This is a genomic window from Halalkaliarchaeum sp. AArc-GB (genome assembly GCF_031432225.1).
Lineage (GTDB): Archaea > Halobacteriota > Halobacteria > Halobacteriales > Haloferacaceae > Halalkaliarchaeum.
This window is the reverse complement of the sequence record NZ_JAVKGM010000002.1, coordinates 96,760-118,686: the sequence shown is the minus strand read 5'-3', so window position 1 is coordinate 118,686 and position 21,927 is coordinate 96,760. Positions and strand designations below refer to the sequence as shown.

24 protein-coding genes and 1 tRNA gene are annotated in these 21,927 nt (G+C 61.6%); 19 read left to right on the top strand and 6 right to left on the bottom strand.

The genetic code is table 11. The annotated features are described in order from the left end of the window. The first annotated feature begins 16 nt into the window (after window positions 1–16). From RH858_RS04110 to RH858_RS04085, 6 genes are all read left to right on the top strand, one after another. Window positions 17–187 (top strand): hypothetical protein, encoded by a 171-nt coding sequence (locus RH858_RS04110; RefSeq protein ID WP_259535200.1) that lies wholly within the window; start codon window positions 17–19, stop codon window positions 185–187. After that, window positions 184–2,259 carry a serine protein kinase PrkA gene (locus RH858_RS04105; protein WP_259535201.1) on the top strand — a complete coding sequence of 692 codons (2,076 nt, stop codon included), beginning with the start codon at window positions 184–186 and terminating at the stop codon, window positions 2,257–2,259. The genes RH858_RS04110 and RH858_RS04105 overlap by 4 nt, the downstream gene beginning before the upstream one ends. Then, window positions 2,252–4,594 carry a kinase anchor protein gene (locus tag RH858_RS04100; RefSeq protein ID WP_259535202.1) on the top strand — a complete coding sequence of 781 codons (2,343 nt, stop codon included), beginning with the start codon at window positions 2,252–2,254 and terminating at the stop codon, window positions 4,592–4,594. Before RH858_RS04105 ends, RH858_RS04100 begins: the two co-directional genes overlap by 8 nt. Then, the gene (locus RH858_RS04095) at window positions 4,585–5,895 is read left to right on the top strand and encodes a DUF444 family protein (protein WP_310561192.1); all 1,311 of its coding nucleotides are present in this window, start codon (window positions 4,585–4,587) and stop codon (window positions 5,893–5,895) included. The genes RH858_RS04100 and RH858_RS04095 overlap by 10 nt, the downstream gene beginning before the upstream one ends. A gap of 25 nt (window positions 5,896–5,920) precedes the next feature. After that, complete coding sequence (locus RH858_RS04090) at window positions 5,921–7,981, top strand: SpoVR family protein (RefSeq protein WP_310561191.1); 2,061 nt, start codon at window positions 5,921–5,923, stop codon at window positions 7,979–7,981. Window positions 7,982–8,049: 68 nt separating this feature from the next. Next, complete coding sequence (locus tag RH858_RS04085) at window positions 8,050–8,652, top strand: hypothetical protein (protein ID WP_310561190.1); 603 nt, start codon at window positions 8,050–8,052, stop codon at window positions 8,650–8,652. 38 nt (window positions 8,653–8,690) lie between these two features. Here RH858_RS04085 and RH858_RS04080 read toward each other — a convergent pair whose 3' ends face one another. Continuing rightward, window positions 8,691–9,329: a hypothetical protein gene (locus RH858_RS04080; RefSeq protein ID WP_310561189.1), complete on the bottom strand. Its 639-nt coding sequence runs from the start codon at window positions 9,327–9,329 to the stop codon at window positions 8,691–8,693. A gap of 136 nt (window positions 9,330–9,465) precedes the next feature. Between RH858_RS04080 and RH858_RS04075 the strand changes: the two genes are divergently transcribed. From RH858_RS04075 to RH858_RS04045, 7 genes are all read left to right on the top strand, one after another. Then, window positions 9,466–9,846 (top strand): secondary thiamine-phosphate synthase enzyme YjbQ, encoded by a 381-nt coding sequence (locus RH858_RS04075; protein WP_310561188.1) that lies wholly within the window; start codon window positions 9,466–9,468, stop codon window positions 9,844–9,846. Window positions 9,847–10,142: 296 nt separating this feature from the next. Next, window positions 10,143–10,271: a hypothetical protein gene (locus RH858_RS04070; protein ID WP_310561187.1), complete on the top strand. Its 129-nt coding sequence runs from the start codon at window positions 10,143–10,145 to the stop codon at window positions 10,269–10,271. Between the two features lie 63 nt (window positions 10,272–10,334). Beyond that, complete coding sequence (locus tag RH858_RS04065) at window positions 10,335–10,817, top strand: hypothetical protein (RefSeq protein ID WP_310561186.1); 483 nt, start codon at window positions 10,335–10,337, stop codon at window positions 10,815–10,817. A 214-nt stretch (window positions 10,818–11,031) separates the two neighbouring features. Further along, on the top strand, window positions 11,032–11,553 hold the full coding sequence (locus RH858_RS04060) for a hypothetical protein (protein ID WP_310561185.1): 522 nt from the start codon (window positions 11,032–11,034) through the stop codon (window positions 11,551–11,553). Between the two features lie 370 nt (window positions 11,554–11,923). After that, a complete protein-coding gene (locus tag RH858_RS04055; RefSeq protein WP_310561184.1) occupies window positions 11,924–12,763 on the top strand; it encodes an IS5 family transposase in 840 nt (279 codons plus the stop codon). A gap of 192 nt (window positions 12,764–12,955) precedes the next feature. Continuing rightward, complete coding sequence (locus tag RH858_RS04050; protein WP_259535208.1) at window positions 12,956–13,888, top strand: hypothetical protein; 933 nt, start codon at window positions 12,956–12,958, stop codon at window positions 13,886–13,888. Window position 13,889: 1 nt separating this feature from the next. Beyond that, window positions 13,890–14,627: a hypothetical protein gene (locus RH858_RS04045; protein WP_259535209.1), complete on the top strand. Its 738-nt coding sequence runs from the start codon at window positions 13,890–13,892 to the stop codon at window positions 14,625–14,627. Window positions 14,628–14,829: 202 nt separating this feature from the next. Here RH858_RS04045 and RH858_RS04040 read toward each other — a convergent pair whose 3' ends face one another. Then, window positions 14,830–15,069, bottom strand: coding sequence for a hypothetical protein (locus RH858_RS04040; protein WP_310561183.1), 240 nt, complete (start codon window positions 15,067–15,069; stop codon window positions 14,830–14,832). A 113-nt stretch (window positions 15,070–15,182) separates the two neighbouring features. On the opposite strand from RH858_RS04040, the gene RH858_RS04035 reads away from it, so the two are divergent. Continuing rightward, window positions 15,183–15,386, top strand: coding sequence for a DUF5821 family protein (locus RH858_RS04035; protein ID WP_259535211.1), 204 nt, complete (start codon window positions 15,183–15,185; stop codon window positions 15,384–15,386). Window positions 15,387–15,540: 154 nt separating this feature from the next. On the opposite strand, the gene RH858_RS04030 is transcribed toward RH858_RS04035, so the two are convergent. Both RH858_RS04030 and RH858_RS04025 read right to left on the bottom strand, forming a co-directional pair. Beyond that, window positions 15,541–15,912 (bottom strand): hypothetical protein, encoded by a 372-nt coding sequence (locus RH858_RS04030; protein ID WP_259535212.1) that lies wholly within the window; start codon window positions 15,910–15,912, stop codon window positions 15,541–15,543. 11 nt (window positions 15,913–15,923) lie between these two features. Further along, the gene (locus RH858_RS04025) at window positions 15,924–16,388 is read right to left on the bottom strand and encodes a winged helix-turn-helix domain-containing protein (protein WP_310561182.1); all 465 of its coding nucleotides are present in this window, start codon (window positions 16,386–16,388) and stop codon (window positions 15,924–15,926) included. Between the two features lie 195 nt (window positions 16,389–16,583). Here RH858_RS04025 and RH858_RS04020 point away from each other — a divergent pair, with 195 nt between their 5' ends. After that, a complete protein-coding gene (locus tag RH858_RS04020; RefSeq protein ID WP_310561181.1) occupies window positions 16,584–16,880 on the top strand; it encodes a hypothetical protein in 297 nt (98 codons plus the stop codon). A gap of 388 nt (window positions 16,881–17,268) precedes the next feature. Here RH858_RS04020 and RH858_RS04015 read toward each other — a convergent pair. Then, window positions 17,269–17,343 (bottom strand) — tRNA-Glu (locus RH858_RS04015). Window positions 17,344–17,445: 102 nt separating this feature from the next. Here RH858_RS04015 and RH858_RS04010 point away from each other — a divergent pair. The 4 genes from RH858_RS04010 to RH858_RS03995 are packed head-to-tail and all read left to right on the top strand — an operon-like array spanning window position 17,446 to window position 20,503. Beyond that, a complete protein-coding gene (locus tag RH858_RS04010; RefSeq protein ID WP_310561180.1) occupies window positions 17,446–18,126 on the top strand; it encodes a DUF2391 family protein in 681 nt (226 codons plus the stop codon). 40 nt (window positions 18,127–18,166) lie between these two features. Next, window positions 18,167–18,886: a DUF2391 domain-containing protein gene (locus tag RH858_RS04005; RefSeq protein ID WP_310561179.1), complete on the top strand. Its 720-nt coding sequence runs from the start codon at window positions 18,167–18,169 to the stop codon at window positions 18,884–18,886. Between the two features lie 42 nt (window positions 18,887–18,928). Continuing rightward, window positions 18,929–19,696: a Sir2 family NAD-dependent protein deacetylase gene (locus RH858_RS04000; RefSeq protein WP_310561178.1), complete on the top strand. Its 768-nt coding sequence runs from the start codon at window positions 18,929–18,931 to the stop codon at window positions 19,694–19,696. A 9-nt stretch (window positions 19,697–19,705) separates the two neighbouring features. Then, a complete protein-coding gene (locus RH858_RS03995; RefSeq protein ID WP_310561177.1) occupies window positions 19,706–20,503 on the top strand; it encodes a GHMP kinase in 798 nt (265 codons plus the stop codon). A gap of 31 nt (window positions 20,504–20,534) precedes the next feature. Here RH858_RS03995 and RH858_RS03990 read toward each other — a convergent pair whose 3' ends face one another. Then, entirely contained in the window at window positions 20,535–21,881 is a 1,347-nt protein-coding gene (locus RH858_RS03990; protein WP_310561176.1) for a RimK/LysX family protein, read from the bottom strand. Between the last annotated feature and the right edge of the window lie 46 nt (window positions 21,882–21,927).

The window sequence follows — 21,927 nt, the reverse complement described above, 5'->3', positions numbered from 1 at the left end:
ATGAGCACACACAACAATGACCTCGCCCAACGCGTTCCGGGCGGACGGCGCGCCCTGGAAACGAACCTGCACCGAACACGAACGCACCGAACACGAACGCACCGAACACGAACGCATTCTCGAAGAGAGCGCACGCACGGTCCTCGGTAAAACGAGACCTGTGTCGACGCCCGGGAGCAAACGATGACGCCCGGACGGACGCTCGAGGAAATCAGCCGGAAGTACCGCGAGTCAGTGCCGTCGGATCTTCGCGAGGCGAAGTCGTTCGAGTGGTATCTCGAGGCGCTGTACGAGGATCCCCACGTCGCACGCAACGCTCACCAGCGGGTCGCCGACATGTTCGACCACTACGGCACCACCTACGACGAAGATCGTGGCGTCGTCGAGTATCGGCTCGCCGCGGAGGATCCGCTACACGACGGCGAACACGTCTTTTATGGCCGGGAGATCCACGAGGCGATCCACGAGTTCGTCAACAAGGTGAAGTCGGGCGCCCGGGGGCTCGGCCCCGAAAAACGGATCAAGCTCTTGCTCGGACCGGTCGGCTCCGGGAAGTCGCACTTCGACTGGCTGGTGCGGCGCTACTTCGAGGCGTACACCCTCGAGGACGCCGGTCGGATGTACACGTTCCGGTGGACGAACCTGTGTGACGTCATTCGCGATCAGGATCCGGCCGACGACGAGGTCCGATCGCCGATGAACCAGGACCCGCTCGTGTTGCTCCCGGCCGGACAGCGCGACGAGATCCTCGAGGACCTCAACGACCGGTTGGACGCGCCGTACACCATCCGGAACGACCAGTCGCTGGATCCGGCAAGCGAGTTCTACATGGACACGTTGCTCTCCCACTACGGCGACGACCTCGAGGCAGTCATGGACACCCACGTCGAGATCCTCCGACTGACAGCAAGCGAGAACAAGCGCCAGTGTATCGAGACGTTCGAGCCGAAGGACAAGAAAAACCAGGACGAGACCGAACTCACCGGCGACGTCAACTACTCGAAGCTCGCGGTCTACGGCGAGTCGGATCCGCGAGCGTTCGACTACGCCGGGGCGTTCTGCAACGCCAACCGCGGACTCTTCTCGGGGGAGGAGCTGCTCAAACTCCAGCGGGAGTTCCTCTACGACTTCCTGCACGCCACTCAAGAGCGGACGATCAAACCGAAGAACAACCCCCGAATCGACATCGACCAGGTGATCGTCGGCCGGACGAACATGCCCGAATACCGCGAGAAGACGGGTGACGAGAAGATGGAGGCGTTCAACGACCGGACGAAACGCATCGACTACCCGTACGTCCTCGAGTACGAGTCGGAGGCGAACATCTACCGGAAGATGCTGCGGAACGCGGACGTCCCCGACGTCAACGTCGAGCCCCACACCCTGGAGATGGCGGGACTGTTCGGCGTGTTGACCCGGATCGAGGAGCCGTCCGACGAGTCGGTGTCGCTGTTGCAGAAGGCGAAGGCGTACAACGGGGAACTCGACGAGGTCGACGCCGTCGACGTGAAGAAGCTCCGGGAGGACGGCGACGAGCGCGCCGAGATCGCGGAAGGGATGTCCGGCGTCTCGGCCCGGTTCATCGGCGACGAGATCGCCGAGGCAATCATGGACGCGACCCACCGTGAGCGCGGATACCTTTCGCCGCTTTCGACGTTCCGTCACTTCGAGGCGAACCTCGAGAGCCACGGCTCGATCGACGCCGACAACCTCAAGCGCTACGAGCGGCTGCTCGAACTGGTCCGCGAGGAGTACAAAGAGCGCGCAATAGAGGACGTCCGGCACGCGCTGGCGTACGACGTCGAGGAACTGCGACGCCAGGGCGAAAAGTACGTGGATCACGTGATGGCGTACATCGACGACACCACTGTCGAGGACGAACTCACCGGCCGCGAGGGGGATCCCGACGAGACGTTCCTGCGTGCGGTCGAAGAGCGGCTCGACATCCCGGCGGATCGCAAGGACGACTTCCGACAGGAGATCTCCAACTGGATCTCCCGGCGGGCCCGGGAGGGAACCTCCTTCGACCCTCACGAGAACGATCGACTGCGACGGGCGCTGGAGCGGAAGCTCTGGGACGACAAAAAGCACAACATCAACTTCTCCGCGCTCGTGTCCGCAAGCGAGACGGACGACGACGATCGGGCTGCCTGGATCGACGCCCTGAGAGAGCAGGGCTACTCGGCGGCGGGCGCCCGTGAGGTGCTCGAGTTCGCCGGCGCCGAGGTCGCCAAAAACGAACTCGAGGAAGATGTCTGACGGAAGCCGGCCGGCGGACGCAGACGCCTACCGCCGGGCTGCAGACGAGGCGCTCTCGGAGGCGTTCGAGCCCCCGATGAGTCTGAGCGAGTACGTCGACGCAGCGTTCCACGATCCCCAGATCGCGGCGGGGGCGGCACGGTATCTCCTCGCCGGAATCGAGTCCGTGGGCACCCGGACCGTCTTCGAAGGGGGCGAGCGTCTGACCCGCTACCGGTTCTTCGACGACCCGTACGGCGACGGCGAACACGCGGTTCTGGGCAACACCGCGACGCTCAACGCATTCGTCGACGATCTGCGGGCGATCGTCGCCGGGCGAGGGAAAGCCGAGAAGATCATCTGGTTCGACGGTCCGACCGCCACCGGGAAATCGGAGCTGAAACGGTGTCTCGTCAACGGGCTCCGGGGCTACTCCCGAACGCCGGAGGGACGCCGATACACCCTCGAGTGGAACGTCGCCGGCGCCACACAGGATCGGAGCCTCGGCTACGGGGACGGCTACGCCGACGAGGAAGACTGGCACGAGAGTCCGGTGCAAGTCCACCCACTTTCAGTGTTTCCGCGGGAGGTCCGCGAAGAGATCGTCGAGGACCTCTCGGAACTGGTCGACGGCGAGATCTCGGTTCCGGGCGAACTCGACCCGTTCAGCCGCGAGGCGTACGACTTCCTCGAAGAGCAGTACCGGCGGTCCGGCCGGAACGATCTCTTCTCGGCGGTGACCGACGGCGAACACTGTCGGGTGATAAACTACCACGTCGACGTCGGTCGGGGGATCGGGATCCTCCATGCGGAAGACGACGGCACACCCAAAGAGCGACTCGTCGGCTCGTGGATGCCCGGGATGCTCCGGGAGCTCGACTCCCGCGGGCGGAAGAATCCGCAGGCGTTCTCCTACGACGGCGTGCTCTCACAGGGAAACGGTCTGCTTTCGATCGTCGAGGACGCGAGCCAGCACGCCGACCTGCTGCGGAAGCTGCTCAACGTTCCCGACGAGGGGCACGTCAAGCTCGACAAGGGGATCGGGATGGATATCGACACCCAGCTGATCGTCATCTCGAACCCGGATCTCGACGTGGAGTTGGACCAGTACGCCGACCGGGACGGAACTGATCCGCTGAAGGCGCTCAAACGACGTCTGGATCGCCACGAGTTCCGGTATCTCACCGATCGGCGGCTCGAGGCGGAGCTCATCCGCCGCGAGCTGACGGGGGAAACCGAAGTGTGGGCGACTGCGGAGGGGATCGATCCCGACGATCGCGTCCGGGAGTCCGTCCACGTACCGATCCACGACGGGAGCGGGGTGGTTCGGGAGCTTGCCCCGCACGCGGTCGCCGCGGCAGCGACGTACGACGTCGTGACCCGGCTCGATCCAGACCGGCTCCCCGCGGATCTCGGAACCGTCGAGAAAGCGAGCCTGCTCGAGCAGGGGTACGTCCAGATCGGCGACGAGCGGCGCGAGATCGGGGAGTTCGACTTCGGCGGCGAAGGGACCCGAGACGCCAGTCGAGACGGCGGCAAGACGGTCGGTCGAGGCGGCGGTAGAAACCACAGCAACGACGGTCGCAGTGGGATTCCCGTGACCTACACCCGCGACGTGATCGCCGAACTATTGGAGGAGCCACGGGACCGGTCGCATCCGGAGCTTGCAGTCGAGAACGTGATCATGCCCGACGACGTGCTCGACGCGATGGCGAACGGGCTGGCTGCCGCCCCCGTGTTTTCCCGGGCGGAAACCACGGAGTTCGAAAGCCGGGTCGCGGCGGTGAAGTCCCACGTTCGGGACCGCCAGGAGGCGGACGTCCTCGGCGCGATACTCTCGGAGGTGGGGGTCGACGAGGCGACAGTCACCGAGTACGTCGAGCACGTGTACGCCTGGGACACCGGCGGAACCGTTGCCACGTCCCAGGGCGAGGTGGAGCCGGATCCGCTGGTCATGAAGCTGTTCGAAACCGAGCAGCTCGGCCGGTTCGACGACGCCGAGTACGATGGTTCCTCGGCGGGCGACGATGTGGCCGAATTCCGGCGAACGAAGGTAATCGCGGCGCTGAACAGGTACGCGTGGGAGCATCGTGACGAGGACTTCTCCGTCGAGGGAGTCGATCTCCGGGAAGTCCCGATCATCCGGACGGTGCTCGAGGCTGACAGCTGGGAAGACGTCAGGCGACTGTTTCCGGACTTCGACCCCGGCCAGTGGGCGGACCCCCCGGGGGACACCGAGACCGCCACGGTGAAGCGTCGAACGATCGACCGGCTGTGCGAACGCGGTTATTCCACCGCGTCGGCCGAACTGACGACCGGACGCGTCCTCCGGGAGGTGGCACACGAATGGGACTGAGAGACGATCTCGACCGGTTCGAAGCCGTCGGGGAACAGCGCAGGCAGGACCTCTCGGAGTTCATCACGCACGGCGATTTGACCGGATCGTCACCGGATCGGGTCCGAGTCCCCGTCAAGATCGTCGACCTACCGTCCTTCGAGTACGATCGCCGGTCGATGGGTGGGGTCGGACAAGGGGAGGGCGCAGAGCCGGGACAGCCGGTTTCGGTTCCCGGAGAAGACGACGGCGACGGCGAGGAGGACGGGGGGCCGGGGGACGAAGGCGGGAACCACGAGTATTACGAGATGGACCCCGAGGAGTTCGCCCAGGAGCTCGACGAGGAGCTCGGCCTCGATCTCGAACCGAAAGGGAAACGCGTTCTCGAAGAGATCGAAGGGGAGTTCACCGACGTTACCCGCAGCGGTCCGAACTCGACGCTGGACTTCGAGGAGCTGTTCAAGCGCGGCCTCAAACGGAAACTCGCGACGGACTTCGACGGGGAGTACGTCCGGGAAGGACTGCGCGTCGCGGGTGCCGACGTCGACGACGTCTACCGGTGGGCTCGCAGCAGGCGGATCCCGGTCTCGCGGGCGTGGATCGCCGACGCCGCGGCCGACCTGACCGGAGAGATCGACCGCTGGGAGAGTTTCGAAGAACTGGAGGAGAACGTCGAACGCGAGCCGGTATCGGTTCGGCTCCGCCGGGAAGGGATCCGGGAGATACCGTTCCGACGGGAGGACGAACGCTACCGCTACCCGGAGATCATCGAGCGGCGACAGAAGAACGTCGTCGTCGTCAACATCCGTGACGTGTCGGGGTCGATGCGCGAGCGGAAGCGGGAACTCGTCGAGCGGGTGCTGACGCCGCTCGACTGGTATCTCACCGGCAAGTACGACGAGGCGGAGTTCCGGTACGTTGCCCACGACGCCGAGGCGTGGGAGGTCGAACGCGGGGAGTTCTTCGGCATCCAGTCGGGCGGCGGGACCCGGATCTCCGCAGCCTACGAACTGGCCGCCGAGATCTTAGAGGAGTATCCGTTCGACGAGTGGAACCGGTACGTCTTCGCCGCGGGCGACAGCGAGAACTCCGCGAACGACACCCGCGAGCGCGTGATCCCGCTGATGCGGGAGATCGACGCGAACCTCCACGCGTACGTCGAGACTCAGCCCGGCGGCGGTGCGGTAAACGCCACCCACGCCGACGAGCTGCTGGAGCTGTTCGGAGACGCAGACGACGTCGCCGTCGCGCGGGTGTCGGACGCCGACGACGTGACCGACGCGATTTACGAAATCCTGAGCACGGAGAGTGATACCGAATGACCGACGCCGACGGGAGTGACGACGAATGAGCAACGCATACCGGGACGACCGACTGCTCGCAAAGCGGGAGGCGACGGAGCTTCTGGGTCCGGTTCGGGAAGCCCGAAACCTGGCCCGGAAGCTCGGGCTCGACCCGTATCCGGTGAACTACTGGGTCGTCGACCACGAGGAGATGAACCACCTGATCGCGTACGACGGCTTCCAGCGACGGTATCCACACTGGCGGTGGGGCATGAAGTACGATCGCCAGCGGAAACGCGACCAGCACGGACTCGGGAAGGCCTTCGAGATCGTCAACAATGACGAGCCAGCGAACGCGTTCCTCCAGGAGTCGAACTCGCTCGCCGATCAGAAGGCGGTCATCACCCACGTCGAGGCCCACGCGGACTTCTTCCGGAACAACGAGTGGTATCGGCTGTACGCGGATCGGGGGGAGGACGGGCCCGCCGCCGCGGCGATGCTGTCCCGTCACGCCGACGCGATCGAGGAGTACATGGAAGATCCCGAAATCCCTCGAGACGACGTCGAGCAGTTCATAGACGCGGTCAGCTGTCTGGAGGATACGATCGACCAGTATCGGCCGCTTTCTGCCGACTCCGACCGCGATTCCGACAGCGAGAACTCGACCAGCGGCGACGATCCCGACGGGGCGGAGGACGGACGCCGCGAGGTATCTGCAGACCTCGAACTGTCCTCGGAGGTTCGGGAGGCGGTCTTCGACGACGAGTGGCTGGAGGGGGAGTCCAAGGGAACGGCATCGGAGCCGCGGCGTGACGTACTCGGGTTCCTTCTCGCATACGGCAAACGGTACGACGAAGAGGAGCGGAAAGCGGTCGACCGTCCGGAGTGGCAGACGGACGTGCTCTCGATGCTTCGGGAGGAGGCGTACTACTTCGCCCCCCAGAAGATGACCAAGGTGACAAACGAGGGGTGGGCGAGTTACTGGGAGTCGTTGATGATGGCAGACGAGCAGTTCGCCGGCACGGACGAGTTCGTCACTTACGCCGACCACATGTCGCGGGTTCTCGCCTCCCCCGGATTGAATCCCTACAAACTCGGCAGGGCGCTGTGGGAGTACGTCGAAAACCGCGCCAACCGGCGCGAGGTCATAGAGCGGCTGCTCCGGGTCGACGGCGTCACCTGGCGGAACTTCGAGGACACGGTCGACCTCGAGTACGTCCGGGAACTGCTCGAACCCGACGAGACGGTCGCGAACGTCGGTATCGAGTCGCTCGATCGACTGGATCCCGACGACCCGCGGGTGGACGCGTCGGCGCTTGCAGCCGCCAGACGGACCCGCGACGGGGAGATCCCTCCCGACGACGAGAGAGCCGTCGACGCCGATCGGCATCCCTGGAAACTGCTGACCTACGAAGGGCTCGCAGAGCGTCACTACTCCCTGGTCAAACCGCACAACTACGGCGTCCTGGCACGGGTAACTCGGTCGCAACTCGAGCGGCGTGCTCGGTATCTCTTCGACGACGAGCGGTACCGGAGCGTCGAGGAGGCGATCGCGGACGTCCCCTACACCGCCGGCTGGGATCGCCTGTTCGAGGTGCGGGAGAGTCACAACGACGTGACGTTCATCGACGAGTTTCTCACTCAGGAGTTCGTCGACGAGTACGACTACTTCACCTACGAGTACTCCCGAGCGGCCCAGGAGTATCGGGTCGCCTCGACCGACGCCGCCGACGTGAAAAAGAAGCTGCTGTTGCGGTTCACCAACTTCGGGAAGCCGACGATCGTCGTCTACGACGGCAACTTCGACAACGCGGGCGAACTGCTGTTGGGCCACCAGTACAACGGGGTTGCGATCGACGATCGACAGACACGGGCGACACTCGAGCGCGTCTTCCAGCTGTGGGGCCGGCCGGTCAACCTCGCGACGATCCGGGTCGAATACGACGATCGAGAGATCGAACTTGCCCGGCGGCGCTCGCGGGAACCAGAGGGGACCGAGATCGGCGTTCGGATCCGGTACGACGGCGACGGCTTCGAAGAGCACGACCTCGATGACGGCCTGTTCGACCGGCTGGCGGCGAACGACGTCGATTACGACACGAAGCCGGACGACTGGCTCGCGTGAGTCGCCGGCCGGCCGTGGCCGTCGAGGACAGCGCAGGATTGATAGCAGCAGCGTGACGACACTTGCGTATGACATCGGGGGGTGCCGAAGCGTCGGGCGAGGACAGGACGGCAGCATCGGGGGAGACGTCGTCGTCCGAATCGGCCGAGGAGAGGGACGACGTGGGCGATCTCGCGGAGACCGAGATCCACGACGTGCTCCGAAACGAGCGACGCCGCCTGGCGCTAGAGCGGCTCTCGGAGCGATCGGGTCCGGCGAGTGTGAGCGACCTGGCGGAACACGTTGCGGCGCTGGAGGCGGGCGAGCGCCCGCCGCCGAACAATCTCCGGCAAAGCGTGTACGTCTCCTTACACCAGACGCATCTCCCGAAGCTGGACGAACTCGGAATCGTCGAGTACGACACCGACGAAAAGACCGTCGAACTCACGGACCGTGCCGGACAGGTGACCGTCTACCTCGAGGTGGTGCCCCGGTACGGCATCTCCCGGAACGAACTGTATCTTGGGCTCGCGGTTCTCGGGATCCTCCTGACGCTCGCCGCCGCGCTCGGCGTTCCCGGGTTCGCCGCTGTCGCGCCGGGAACCTGGGCGCTGGTCGCGCTCGCGTTGATCGCGACCGCAGCGACGTTTTACACCGCAAAACAGGGAGAGACTGTGTTCGATCGGTTCTAGCTCGAGTGCGTTCCCGGTCGGTGACGTTCCGACGTTTTTCACTTGTCGACCGTGTCGTCTTCGAGTCGCATCCGACGACCGGAAGCGACGTGCACGAGCGCCGAAACGAACAGCACGAGGCTCACGACGGCAGCCAGCGTCGTTCCGGTGACGATCCCTGCCGGAAGGGCACCGAGGGCGAGAGCGACGGTCGTCGCAAGCGAGACGGCACCGAGCCCGAGGTAGTATTCGCTCCAGGGAAGTTCGTGTTTCCCGACCGTCTCGAGATAGACGTCCAGTTCGGCTGCGGCGGGCGTCAGCGCGACGCGGCCCCTGTGAGGTTCGTACTCGATGAATCCGCCCGCTGCCAGTTTCGGGAGATGGGTCTGGTGGAGCGACGTGTACACCCGTTTCCGCTGTCGGTAGGTCACTTCGGAGACGTCGACGTCGTTCTCCCAGGCGGCGATCCGCTCGGAAAGCGTTCGGACGCTCGTCTCGCCCGGGTTCCCCTTCAGGTACCGGAGCACGTCGCGCCGCCGTCGGTTGCTCAACGTCGCGAACGTCGCGTCCAGGGAGAGTTCCGACCCTGCAGACGTCACGGACGTCGCTGACGGTCCGACGGCCTGTAGCTGCCGCCGGGAGGGAACCGGCGTCGTCGAAAGCTGCAGATCCAGCTGTGGCTGTTGCCCCGGGTTCACTTGGAATACACATATAATATATGATATTTCAAGGTATTAACTGTATCGCCGAAAAGAACGTTATCGGCACCGTTCTCGTCCGCGTAGTCGGATAGGCCGGCACCTTTTATACTGCCTCGGGCGAACTCGGATCGAGATGCGGTTTACCGTCGATACCGACACCGGGACTGCGGTTCACGACGTGACGGAGCAGGTGGCGGACGTTCTCCCGCCGTCCGGGGACGGTGTCGCCACCGTGTTCGTTCGCCACACCACCGCCGGCCTCGTCGTCAACGAACCCGAAGCGCGACTGCTCGGGGACGTGGAGACGTTCCTCTCGGAACTCGTTCCCGACGAGGGGTGGGAACACGACCGGATCGACGACAACGCCGACTCCCATCTCCGGGCGCTCCTTTTGGGTGAAAGCGTCACCGTCCCGGTTCGGGACGGGGAGCCGGACCTGGGGACGTGGCAGGCGATCCTGCTCGTGGAGTGTGACGGGCCACGGTCCCGGACGGTTGAGGTGATCGTTCACTGAAAAGGGGACGTCGGTACTTTGGATGGCTTTGTCGTAGAAGCGTGCTCGCAGACTGTTCACAGCAAAATGCTCCCAGGAGTATCCGCTGGACAGTGCCGTACTCCGGCCACGTGCTGTCGTCAGCCGTTCGCAGGACCACAGCGAGTCGGCCAGCGAGACGACGACGACGTTCTGGTCGATCGCCTCGGCGTAGGAACGCTCGCCGAGTGGGGCGCTGACCTGCGAGAGCAGTCCCGCAGCGACGTGCGAGGGCTGCGTCGCGACGACTGCCGTGGGTGGTGACCGCGGCGACGTGGATGACACACGTCGGAGTCGTCTCCGAGACGGTGCCAGCCGGGGGACAGTGGCAGTTCGCGGTACCCGTCGCTGGCGTGGATGCGCGTGGGGAGGGCCTCGGCGAGACGGCGTGGGTGGGGGTTGGGTGAGAAGTGGATCGCCGAGGGGTGGGGACCCGAGTTCTTTCACTGATTGTGGTCACATCGAATCATATGACCGTCTTCCTTATCCAGGTGAACGGGGCCGAACAGTCGAAAGCTGCGCCGCCCGGTCACAGTAAAGCGGGCGGAAAGGGGCCCCGGTACTGTGATGATCCGTTCAAACACCACCAGTACGTGAATGGCGGGGACTACTGGAAGCAAGAGGCCTTTGGCCGGCGGGACGCCTGGGAGGCGGCTGCTCCGGGTGACGTGGTGTTTTTGTACGCGACATCGGACGTGCACGAGGAGTGGGGCGCCTCGTTGAGTCACGTGCTTCGCATTGAGGAGAAACAGATCGACGAGGTCGGGGCACGGTTGGACTTTGATCGAGTTATCGAGTTAGACCAGAAGATTCCGTATGCGGAGATCCACGACCGGGTCGACAGCGGGGAGTTTTCCGAGCGCATGGCCTACTGTGGGCAAGAAGGCTTCAACATCACTCACGTGACAGCTGGTGATCTAGAGACGGTACTGGAGTTGACCGAACTGGAGTAGGCTGAACTCGCAGCATAATCTCATCGATGTCTGGCATCTGAGATCGGATTTGTCGATCGGCAACGGGATCTCGCACGGGTTTGCTGCATTGGAGGAGATGGTGTATTAAAGATAATCGCTCCAGTCATTCCAACCACAGGAGACCACGTTAGACCTCGCAGGGCCCTTTTGTTGAGTTAATTTTTTAATAGTTGGTGAAATGGTATTACATGGTATGATGAATGTCAACAGGCGAATGGTGCTGGCTGCTGCGACGGGCGCTGCGACGATTGGCGTCTTCGGAACGGGAGTCGCCGTCGCGGACGACACGAAGGGTGACGAACTCCCGAATCCAAACGTTCCGGACGCAGATGTCTACGCCTTTCCGGACGAGGACGATCCGATCACAGTCGAGGCCGGCAAATGGATCACTTTCTCGAACGGGTGGATTACGAGTGACACGGATGAGATAGACGAATGCAGACTGGATTTTCTGAACGATACGACGACAACGTTCATCATTGACGACGAGAGGTTCGTCCTCAAAAGTCTCGAGGACTGGGAGTTCGACTCCGACCCTGACGAGGAGCACGAGGGCGACGAAATCTATTGTCGTGCAACTTTCACCCACTCCATCCCCCCGAAGCCGCCAGGATACACGTTTCCGGTCCGGATGGATATTGAACCCCGGGATCCCTTTGAAGGCTTCCCGTTCGAGAACGAAGTCAAGGTTGTCGGTCGCAGCGACGACGAGTAGGGGTCGTGCTCGCTGAGTTGATATCGGTCGCCGGATTTTTCCCGGCCTCATCATCAAGGTCTTCAAGATCCTTGTCCGCCTCGGGGTTCGGGTTGGGATTCATGCTTCTGAAAGTTCCTCGTGGGATGTAGCCGCTACCTGATCGATGTAAACTGGAATCTAGAGGCGAGTTTTAGCCGGACCTCGCAGGTCGATATCGAAGAGGACGGTACCAAGAGTAACAAGAAAGGCTTCCCAACAGAAGCTATAATGGGGCCTTGTTTAGACGGTTGATTCCGATCAGTCTGAGAGCTGTGTCACTCGGGTTGCCGTACTCGTCTCTCCGCAGAAGTGCCACATTTTCTAGGAACTGAAGCGGGACGGATTGGGTGTGCAAACCAAGACCGCCCGCTTCGCAGAAACGGTTGTAACGCTTGCTCAAAAAGCCGTCGCTGGTGAGCCAGCTCCCGCATACCGACCCGGAAAAGAGGGGTATGCCGACTGGGTAATTCTCGCCGTTCAGGGGTTCAAAGAGTATCTTGAACACGATTACCGGAAATTAATGGATGTTCTCCGAGAGATGCCGAGAGTAGCAGACTCACTTGGTTTGACGGTCGAGACGCTGCCACACTTTTCGACCGTCTGTGCGCGCAAGCAAGCGATCCCGATGAAGCGGTGGCGAGCGATCCTCAACGCGTCGGTCGAACTGTATCAACTCGGAGATGTCCAAGCAATCGACGCAACCGGCGTGGATCGCGTTCAAGCTAGTCAGCACTACGCGAAACGAACAGATTACACGTTTGAGGCGGTCAAAACCACGCTACTCATCGATTGTGAAACGAGCGCGATCATCGATATACACTGCTCGATGAAACAACCGCACGATACCCAAGTTGGTTTGCAGGTGTTAGTGCGGAATCTCGACGATCTAACGGCTGTGGCGGCGGATAAAGGATACGATTGGGAAGCTCTCCGGACGAGGTTGCGGGCTGAAAGTATCACACCACTGATTCCGAAACGTGGCCCCGGCTTCCGAGGATGGGCGAGAAACTTACTCATCCACGATCGGGAGCATAACCAGCGTTCAAACGCTGAATCCGTGTTTTTCGGATTGCGACAGCGATACGGTGAGACGCTGTGGGCGAGAACGTGGTTCGGTCAATTCCGCGAACTTGTCATGAAATCAGCGGTGCGAAACATCGAACGCGCAATCGAGGTGGCAGACCGCTAAACGCTGGCGTCTAAACAACGCCCAGGGCGCGAATGTCACACAAGTCAGGGTGTAACCGATCCGAAGAATTGAACACTCAGTGCAGCGGTTGGTCGTATTCGTGATGGTTCTTACTGGTGATCACTCTGAATACAGGAAGTAATTACAGCGTCAATTATTTTGCACCCGGATTCAATAGGCCGAATAAGACGAATGTCTGAGTCGCCACCGGCGGATGATGACCTCGGTGACTTCGGGCCGCCGGAGTATCTTCTGTATCGGGTGGCTGCGGAACGTCACGAGCAGGACAGCCGTGAGACGGGGCGGACCCGTATCCACAAACTTTGCTGTTTAGCTGATCGGCTGTTAGCGCAGGAATACGACCGAGAAGTCGGTCTGCCGAAGTACTGGTACAAGTATGGCCGTACTATCTCCGAAGCTCATCTAAATTCAGCGGTTACGTACAGGCCCAACGCGAATCACTTTGGTGGACAGGCGTACTATCCGGCCGACCAAGTTAGCGAATCCGACTTCGACCACCTGTCTGAAGATCTCAAAGACGACATCTACAACGCGGTTCAGTACGTAGTTACTAAACACGGCGACAAAACAGCTGAGGAACTGGAAGAGTACCAGTACCAGAACTTTGCGCCCGACGATTTCGTTATCGCATATGCTGATTTGCGGTGGTACTTAAACACGATTTCGCAAGACGAAGGTCAGCATAGGCTGAGCCAATTCGTTGCCCCCGATGAGAAGACCCACATCGAAGAACTTCTGGATGAGATGCTGGCGAACTTCGACGAGGAGCGTTACTCGGAAATTTACGATATCTACCTTGATTGGGACGACACGATGCGCCTGTTGGTCGATATCGGGCGAAGCCCGAGAGAACTCCATGACTTCACAGAGATCTTCATTGAGGGGGCCGCAAGAATCATTCTCCGCTTTGAGGAGCATTCAAATATTGATCCGGAGACGCTTGAAGACTGGTGCGAAGAGAAGGAAAAAGTGCGCAGAGATCTCCAGAGCCGGGTAACACAGAAGCGGAAGGAAGCCCTCTCAGAAAGACAGTCCACCTCGGCTTTAGACAGCGTCGCTGATTCGTACAATACGGCTATCTCTGAGGAGCTAGACGACCTATAGAATGGCAGACAACGCCTTTCTCGACAAGGGAGTCATCCTCGGATTCTGTTTCTTTACTGACCCTCACCACCGAGAATGTAGGAGGTACTTGTTTAGTGACGAAACAGAGTATTTCGCTACGGAACAGGTTGAGAACATCTTCCGAAATGCCAAGGACTCAATTATCGAGGAGCACCGGAGGGGCATTCTCCGGAACCTCCAACAGGTGAAGGTCAATTACGAGGGGGAGCTAACTGAGAGTGATATCGAGGAGATTCAATCAGAAATTGATCGGGATGAAAATTCGGCATGGAGGTATTTAGAGGATTTTTACGAGGATAAAGCCGGAAGAGGTGTCTACGAGGTCACTGATGAATTGCGGGAGGTAATCCGTGAGATCGAACAACGAGCCGAGGCGCGAAAGGAGACGCTCTACTCAACGTTCCAAGGCTGGCTGAGGATTAGTTCGCACGAATCGGTACAGGACGAATTGACTCAACTCCGGGCTCAAGACGAGGAAGATTTCTGGATTGTGATCGATGCTCACGATGTCGCCGCAAACGTGCCGGGAGAAACAGAACTAGCGACAACGAATCCTGCAGAGTTTGCAGATGACCAAATAAAAGAGGAAGTTTTGGGAGCAACAGCCATCGATAGTATCCAGTTAGTGTTTGTTTCGAGGGACTATTCACCATTAGCACTCAGGAACAATCCCAGTGATGGCAGCGTCCCGACGGACGTTTCTGGGGACAATACCTGACCACTTCAAACACCAAGTCCGTAACGCGTTCCCTCGCTGAATTTCGGTTAAGGGAGCGACCTAAGTGCGCACGTATAGTGAGTATATATTCACTAATTCCGGCATGAAACAAGCTCACCTGTCTTGCTGCATTGCTATATCTTGCATACGAAGAATCGAATTGTCTCGTTCGATTACTATCTTGTCCGAACTTCTTCCCCCTCTACCAAGTTCGGCACTCGTGAGCGGTGATCCGTTCTGGTAACCCAACCCGCCCACAGACCGGACACTCCACCAGCGGCCTCACCGGAAGTTCCTCGGCGGCCTCCAGCGCCGCCTCGACGTGCGCCCTGGCATCCGGATCCTCGACCCGCGTGGCCGCCTGGGCGAGATGCATCCGCAACTCCTCCGCTGCCGTTCGGCCGTCGGTCATCGCCGCGCGCTCCGTTCGCGGTGTTCCCACGCTTCCCGTGCTTCCACGGGATCGCGCCGCCCGACCTTACGGAGCCCCCGCGCTTCCCGCGACGGAGTGTCACCCAGCGGCGCCACGCCCGTGAGCACGCCGATCCACTGGTTATGCTGGTTGGTGAGCGCGATCGTGGTCCCGCGGGGCGTCTCCGGGCGTCCCTGCCGGACGGGGATCTCCTCGGCCGGGTCGAGCGTGTCGGGATCGCCTCAAGGGTGCTGTTCTCACGCGTGACGATCCAACTTGCGGAGGCCGACGTGATCGAGACCGAACGAGTGCCGATCGATATCGGTAAGCCACGGAACCGGTTGTAGCTGGCGGACGACGTTGTGACATAAGCTCCGACGTTCGAATCGGTGATCGGTGCGCTTTAATATAAGTCGGCAACCGTCGACTAAATACGCCACACGTTTTCCAGCGAAAACTGACAGGCGTAACGAGAGAGCAAGAAGGCCCGATTCAACCAGGTCAGGCGTCCTCTGTTTCCGAGACCTCGACTAGAGCTGCAGAAAGCAGTTTTGTGGCATCTGCTCCGTCCTCGGCCTCGTCCTCCTCGGCTTCGAAGAATTTCGTCAATATATACTCATAATTGACATCGACAACAAGGAACGTTCCGAGCTCTTCAGTCCGTTCTCCGGCCCTCTCCGTGTCACTATCTGGTTCGGGATCATATATGAGCAACTCCGAGAGTGTTATTTCACTTCCCTCGCGAGGGACCATCATTTCCTCATCGTGGAGTGAAGCAATCGGATCGTCCGGATCCCCATCGTGGAAAATGATGAACTCCGTTGGCGGTAGCGATTGCGATTCGGGGTCCCGATCTAATAATAAATCAGCCATGTCTGTCTCACTTATTTGGGGAGGACAGCTTTCTGGGCCGCCCTGTCGTACGAGCGTTCACGTTCGGATTGCTCCGATTCAGTTGGCCCAGATGCAGCGTCGCCCGACACATCATTACGTTCTGTCTCAAGCCGGTTCCCGAGTGCGTCGCGGATCTGCTCGATATCCCTGTGCAGCAGCCACCCCGGCTTGTACACCTCCGTCTGTTCGGCGATTACAGGTGCGTGTGCCTGCAGTTTGGTGTGGGTGTCGTGAAGGATCTCGACGAACTCGTTCTCCTTGTTCAGTCGATAATATTCCGTCTGACCCTTGACGCGGGTTTGTTCGATAATGCCGAGATCGAGGAGTTCCTTCTTGTTTTTGTGGAACGTGGCCTTGTCGATGCCGCCGAGATCAGCGACCTCTGCGGCCGAAAGCTCGGTGTAGTGCTTTCGCAAAAAGACATCGTAGATTCGAACATGTGCCGGTTTCTCCAATAGCCGAACGAACGGCGAACGGTCACTGTACTCCGATCGCTTGATCCGGCTATCTTTCTCCATCATAGTGGAAGGTACTGTGCATACACATTAAAGGTATTGCATCTATGCAACAGACCGATGCTAAAATGCAATGGTGGGGGAAAGGGGGTGCAACGAGAAGATTCTTTACCGATGCCACCGCCCCGTCGGATAATGAGCAACTCGGCGAAGAAGAAAGCAGTTATGTCTGATATTCTTCGCATCCTCATCAACAACCATACGCCGGGTGGACGGAGGCGTATCGAAACGGGAGTCAGTATTGACAAACTATGTGACTACCATTTCCAGGCCGACGGAACGGATGACGAGTTCGTCGAGACCGCAATTGACGAACTCGTAACTGGCGACTTCGGGGTGGATTCTTGGGGGCGAAGCGGTGAGATGATCTATCTCGAAGATTGTGACACGGCGATCGACAAGCAGCAGGAACTCGAAGACGAGGCGTGGTGAGTGTGTTGCATCAACCTCCAAGGAGCCAAGCCTCGGTGGGATCCCGTCTTACGCGATTCACCCTCGGGGTCAAGTCGTTCGAGAATCTTCGATTCTCGTGATCACGAAAATCTTCGATTTTCGGACGACTCCGAGGCACTCTCGCTGTCTCTCTGTAGACTGATCGGAACCATTGAAAAACAGTTTCTCAACACTCGTGTACGGCGAGTTGCTCCGGCAATTCCTCCCGCTCACACGCCGGACAGATCTTCAGAAGAGTGCTCGCTAGGGGATCGTGAACCGAATGGAGACGGTCCGGGATGCTCGCTTCGCTGCGCTTTCGGGCTGCGACTCCCCGGGTTCAAATCACTCGCTGCGCTCCTCTCTCGTCACTTCGTTCCTCGAGAAGTGCTCGCTAGGGGATTTGAACCCCTGTCATCGGCTCGAAAGGCCGATATGATTGGCCGGGCTACACCAAGCGAGCGTGCAACCGCACGTATTGCTGCCTTCGATTTAACTCTTCTCAACTACGGCCAGTGTGTGGGCCGCCGGCACACCTTTAAATCGGGATGTAGATGTTCGGAATATGACGGAATCGAACGGCCTCGAGCCGGGCACGAAAAAAGGGGCAGGATCGGAAAACGCGGGCCCTGAGGACCCGAACATCGGCGACCTGATCGCGAAACTCGAGCGACTGGAGTCGACGGTCGACGAGGGACACGAGCGACAGAAGGTACGACAGACGATCGCCCTCGTCGAACGGATGCCGGGAAGTCGGGCGTTCACCCAGCGCGTGAGCAAGTACACGACCCGGGACATGGCGGAGGCGTTCGTCGGGGCGGTGCTGTTTTCGTTACCGCTTCTGGTCGAAGACGGCGTCTTCGAGATCGCCGACTACCTCACGTCCGTCACGGTCGGCGCCATCCCGGCGTTCTTCCTCGCGAACGTGACGTTTGTCGTCGTTCTCACCGCCGGGATGCTGTACTACACCGACTTCCGGGACGTACAGATCCACCGCCCGGTGTTCGGAATCATCCCCCGGCGACTGATCGGTGTCCTCGTGATCTCGCTTCTCACTGCGGCGATGATGATGTACATGTGGGGCCGTCTCGCCGCCGAGGATCCGACCTCCTTCGAGACCGTCGGTCGGATAACGGTCATCTGGGCGGCAGCCGCCTTCGGCGCGGCGCTGGGCGACATCCTCCCCGGCGAGTCGACCGGGACGGACGTCAGTGAACTCCTCGACCGTTCCGGCTCCGAACGGTAGCCGGGACTTTTTCGCCGGCGGTCCGCGTACGGTTCCGTCGATGACCGACGAACCCGATCCCAGGGCGGACGATCCGGGGGGACGGCCGCGCACCCATCCCGAGGCTGTCGGAGGACAGAATAGACCCGACATCGACCGAGAAAACCCGGACGTATCGGATCTCCTCACGGAGCTTGCAGAACTCGAAAAGACCGTCGACGAGGGGCACGAACGACAGAAGGTACGCCAGACGATCGCCCTCGTCGAGCGGATGCCGGGAAGCCGGGCGTTCACCCGGCGCGTGAGCAAGTACACGACGCGGGACATCGCGGAGTCGTTCGTCGGCAGCATCCTGATCTCGCTGCCACTTCTCGTCGAGGACGGCGTCTACGACATCGGCGACCACTTCCTCGCAGTGACCGTCGTCGGCGTCCCGATGTTCCTCCTCGCCAACGTGGCGTTCATCGTCTTCCTGTCGGCCGGACTGATGTACTACGCGGATTTTCGGGACGTCGACGTACAGCGCATCCTCGGTATCGTTCCCCGTCGGCTCCTCGGCGTCCTCGTCGTATCACTCGTCACGGCGACGACGCTCATGACGATGTGGGGTCGCGTCGAGGGGTGGGAGGACCCCTGGGTCGCGTTCGCCCGGATTTCGGTCATCTGGACGGCTGCCGCGTTCGGCGCGGCGCTGGGTGACATCCTTCCCGGCGAGTCGGAGGGGCCGGACATCCGCGAGCGGATCGACTCCTTTACCGACGCAGTCGGTGGCGACGACTAGCGCCGCCCGGGCGCTCAATACGCTTCGGCCCCTACATCGATCATGGAACGAAGCGAAGATCTCGCCGCGCTGGCCAGCGACCTTCGTGAGGCGGACACCGCGATCGCGCTCACCGGGGCGGGTCTGTCAGCCGCCTCGGGGATCCCGACGTTCCGGGGTGAAGACGGGATCTGGGGCGAGGAGTTCTCCGAGGCGGATTTTCATATCAGTCGGTTCGAGCGTGATCCAGAAGGGTTCTGGGAGGACCGACTCGATCTGAACGAACTGTTGCGGCCAGACAGCATCGAACCGAACCCGGCACACGAGGCGCTCGCGGACCTCGAGAACGCAGGGATTCTCGACGCAGTGGTCACCCAGAACACGGACGGGTTACACGCCGCCGCCGGCACCGGGGCGGTACTGGAACTGCACGGCAACGCCGACCGAGTGGTGTGTCACCGATGCGGCCGAACGAAACCGGCCACCGAGATCCACGAACGGGTTCGAACCGGGGGGAACCCGCCGGCCTGTTCCGACTGTGAGGGCATTTATAAGCCGGACGTCGTCCTGTTCGGTGAATTACTCCCCCGGGCCGTCCTCAAGCGTGCCCGTCAGTTAGCAGAAGACAGCGACGTGATCGTCGCCGCCGGCTCCTCGCTGCGGGTGGACCCGGCGGCGTCGCTGCCGAGTCAACAACGGGACGGCGTGCTGGCGATCGTCAATTTCGAGGAAACTCGGTACGCCTCGCGGGCGACGTACACGTTTCGCGAGGACGTCACCGAACTGCTGCCCGCCCTCGCAACGCGAGTGTTGAAGTGCGATCCGGAGTGAACACCGACTATGGCCATCCGAGCGTTCGCACCGGGTAGTATCACCGGACTGTTTGCCCCGCCCCCGGAGGAGGGCGGTGCCTCCCGAGGAGCCAGCTTCGCGACCCACGACGGGGTCGTCGTCGAGCTCGAACCGGCCACCGTAAGCGCCGTTACTGTTGACGGGGAGCCGGCCCCGTTCGAGCCCGTCGAGCGCGTCCTCTCGGAGCTCGGCGTCGACGCCGCGGTCGACGTGATGCCCGACGTGCCCCTCGGTCACGGGTTCGGCGCGAGCGGCGCTGCGACGCTCGCGACTGCGATCGCCGCGAACGACGCGTTCGATCTAGGACAGGCCCGCCCGGAACTGGTCGACGCCGCCCATCGAGCGGAGATGGCTGCCGGAACGGGACAGGGCGACGTGTTCATTCAGGATCGGGGCGGTCTGCTGTGGACCGTCGGCGATGGCGTCCGGCGGACGGTTCCCACCGAACCAGTTGAGTACGCCACCGCCGGCGGAATCGCGACCGAATCGATGCTCGCAGACGACGCGTTCATGGAGGCGGCACGTCGGGTCGGCTCCCGTGGACTGGATGCGCTCAAGTCGGAGCCGACCCTGCAGGCGCTCGCAGAACGCTCCAGTGAGTACGTCGACGCAACCGACGTCGCGACGCCGTTCGTCGAGCGAGAGATCGACCGGGTCGAGGAAGCCGGCGGCACGGCGGGGATGGCACTGTTCGGCGAGACTGTCTTCGCGGTCGGGGTCGAAGATATCCTCCCGAACCGGACGCAGGTGGCCAGAGAGGGGGCGAAACTGTTGTCCGGAGACTAGCTCCGTCTTCCGGGTTCTCCCCCGACTGCGCTCACTCCAGGTACTCTTCTTCCCGTTCGTCTTCCTCGACTGCGTCGTCGACCCGCTTTCGCACGTCGACCCGGTAATGCTGGAGGATGTCGCGCCCGAGCAACAGCGGGTATTCCATGTGTGAGCGGTCCTCCACGCTCGCGGTGACGGTGTGCTGGTTGCCGCCGATCCCGATCACGAGGTCGACGACGGGCCTGGCTGTGCCGGTCTTCATGCTGCCCGACTTCACGCGGGTCATACTCTTTATCGGGCCGGCGCCGATTTCGGCGGCGAGCTGGGTGTCGATGCTCGTGCGGGTCGCACCGGTGTCGGACTTGGCGTGGGCCTGCTTCGAGCCGCTGGTTCCGATGACCAGTACTTCCTCGATGTAGCCGATGAGCGGCGTTTCTCCGAGACCGGTCCGGCTCGGTCTCGGTGCCGAGGCCGGCCGTGAGTCGTCCAGCGTCGTCGAAAGTCCCTCGACGCGGTCCTCGTCGACCTCGCCGCCGACTGTCTCGATCGCGTGTTTCGCGATGTGCGGGGCGGGCGAGACGCCGGTCGCTTCGAACAGTCCCTTGAATCCCGCGGTCGGGTTCACCTCCAGCACGTACCAGCCGTCGTAGCCCTCGACGAGGTCGACGCCGGCGTAGTCGAGGCCGATGACCTCGGTCGCGTACAGCGCGGTTTCGGCGGCCTCCTCGGGCATGTCGGTCGCGTCCTCGACGGCGCCCCCGAGCGCGACGTTCGTCCGCCAGTCGCCTTCGGGGGCGTACCGGTACATCGCGCCGACGATCTGATCGCCCACGACGTACACGCGCAGGTCTCGATGCTTCTCGCCGTCGCGGTCGATCAACTCCTGAAGGAACGCCTGCCGGTTTCCGACCTTCGGGTTCACCGGTTCGGTGAGATCGACCTTCCAGGTACCGCCGCCGTGAGTTCCGATCGCGGTTTTGTAGACGCCGACGTCGCCGAAGCGTTCGCGGTCCTGGTTGAGCCGTTCGTTCGACAGCGCGAGCAGGGCGTCCGGGACGCGGATGTTCCAGTCGGCCAACGTTGCGGCGGTCGCGAACTTGTGGATCGCCGTGAGAACGGCGCCGGGCTCGTTGAGCATCGGACGGATGCGATTGAACGTCGTCGCGAGCCCGAGCGCTTCGGCTGGCTCTTCGGTGTTCGAGAGCAACAGCCGGTTCGCGATAACGTCGACGTCGGGTTCGACGCTCACGTCGCCGTCCTCGATCGAGACCGCAGCGTTCTCTCGTCGGAGCCAGATCCCCTCGTGTCCCAGGTCGTCGATCGCGTTGCAGATCGCTTTCGTCTCCTTGCTGTTGTGCAGCGACAGTACGCCCACTCGGACTGGCTCCTCTGACATGGAACCCTGTATTTGGGGCGCGTCAATATGTTTGCCGGTTTTTCCC

Coding starts and splice junctions, on each gene's coding strand:
- RH858_RS03995 (WP_310561177.1), top strand. CDS start 19,706: ATGGCCATCCGAGCGTTCGCACCGGGTAGTATCACCGGACTGTTTGCC.
- RH858_RS04045 (WP_259535209.1), top strand. CDS start 13,890: ATGGCAGACAACGCCTTTCTCGACAAGGGAGTCATCCTCGGATTCTGT.
- RH858_RS04050 (WP_259535208.1), top strand. CDS start 12,956: ATGTCTGAGTCGCCACCGGCGGATGATGACCTCGGTGACTTCGGGCCG.
- RH858_RS04035 (WP_259535211.1), top strand. CDS start 15,183: ATGCTGGTTGGTGAGCGCGATCGTGGTCCCGCGGGGCGTCTCCGGGCG.
- RH858_RS04070 (WP_310561187.1), top strand. CDS start 10,143: ATGACACACGTCGGAGTCGTCTCCGAGACGGTGCCAGCCGGGGGACAG.
- RH858_RS04075 (WP_310561188.1), top strand. CDS start 9,466: ATGCGGTTTACCGTCGATACCGACACCGGGACTGCGGTTCACGACGTG.
- RH858_RS03990 (WP_310561176.1), bottom strand. CDS start 21,881: ATGTCAGAGGAGCCAGTCCGAGTGGGCGTACTGTCGCTGCACAACAGC.
- RH858_RS04095 (WP_310561192.1), top strand. CDS start 4,585: ATGGGACTGAGAGACGATCTCGACCGGTTCGAAGCCGTCGGGGAACAG.
- RH858_RS04000 (WP_310561178.1), top strand. CDS start 18,929: ATGGAACGAAGCGAAGATCTCGCCGCGCTGGCCAGCGACCTTCGTGAG.
- RH858_RS04105 (WP_259535201.1), top strand. CDS start 184: ATGACGCCCGGACGGACGCTCGAGGAAATCAGCCGGAAGTACCGCGAG.
- RH858_RS04030 (WP_259535212.1), bottom strand. CDS start 15,912: ATGGCTGATTTATTATTAGATCGGGACCCCGAATCGCAATCGCTACCG.
- RH858_RS04090 (WP_310561191.1), top strand. CDS start 5,921: ATGAGCAACGCATACCGGGACGACCGACTGCTCGCAAAGCGGGAGGCG.
- RH858_RS04060 (WP_310561185.1), top strand. CDS start 11,032: ATGATGAATGTCAACAGGCGAATGGTGCTGGCTGCTGCGACGGGCGCT.
- RH858_RS04085 (WP_310561190.1), top strand. CDS start 8,050: ATGACATCGGGGGGTGCCGAAGCGTCGGGCGAGGACAGGACGGCAGCA.
- RH858_RS04065 (WP_310561186.1), top strand. CDS start 10,335: ATGACCGTCTTCCTTATCCAGGTGAACGGGGCCGAACAGTCGAAAGCT.
- RH858_RS04110 (WP_259535200.1), top strand. CDS start 17: ATGACCTCGCCCAACGCGTTCCGGGCGGACGGCGCGCCCTGGAAACGA.
- RH858_RS04020 (WP_310561181.1), top strand. CDS start 16,584: ATGAGCAACTCGGCGAAGAAGAAAGCAGTTATGTCTGATATTCTTCGC.
- RH858_RS04100 (WP_259535202.1), top strand. CDS start 2,252: ATGTCTGACGGAAGCCGGCCGGCGGACGCAGACGCCTACCGCCGGGCT.
- RH858_RS04005 (WP_310561179.1), top strand. CDS start 18,167: ATGACCGACGAACCCGATCCCAGGGCGGACGATCCGGGGGGACGGCCG.
- RH858_RS04010 (WP_310561180.1), top strand. CDS start 17,446: ATGACGGAATCGAACGGCCTCGAGCCGGGCACGAAAAAAGGGGCAGGA.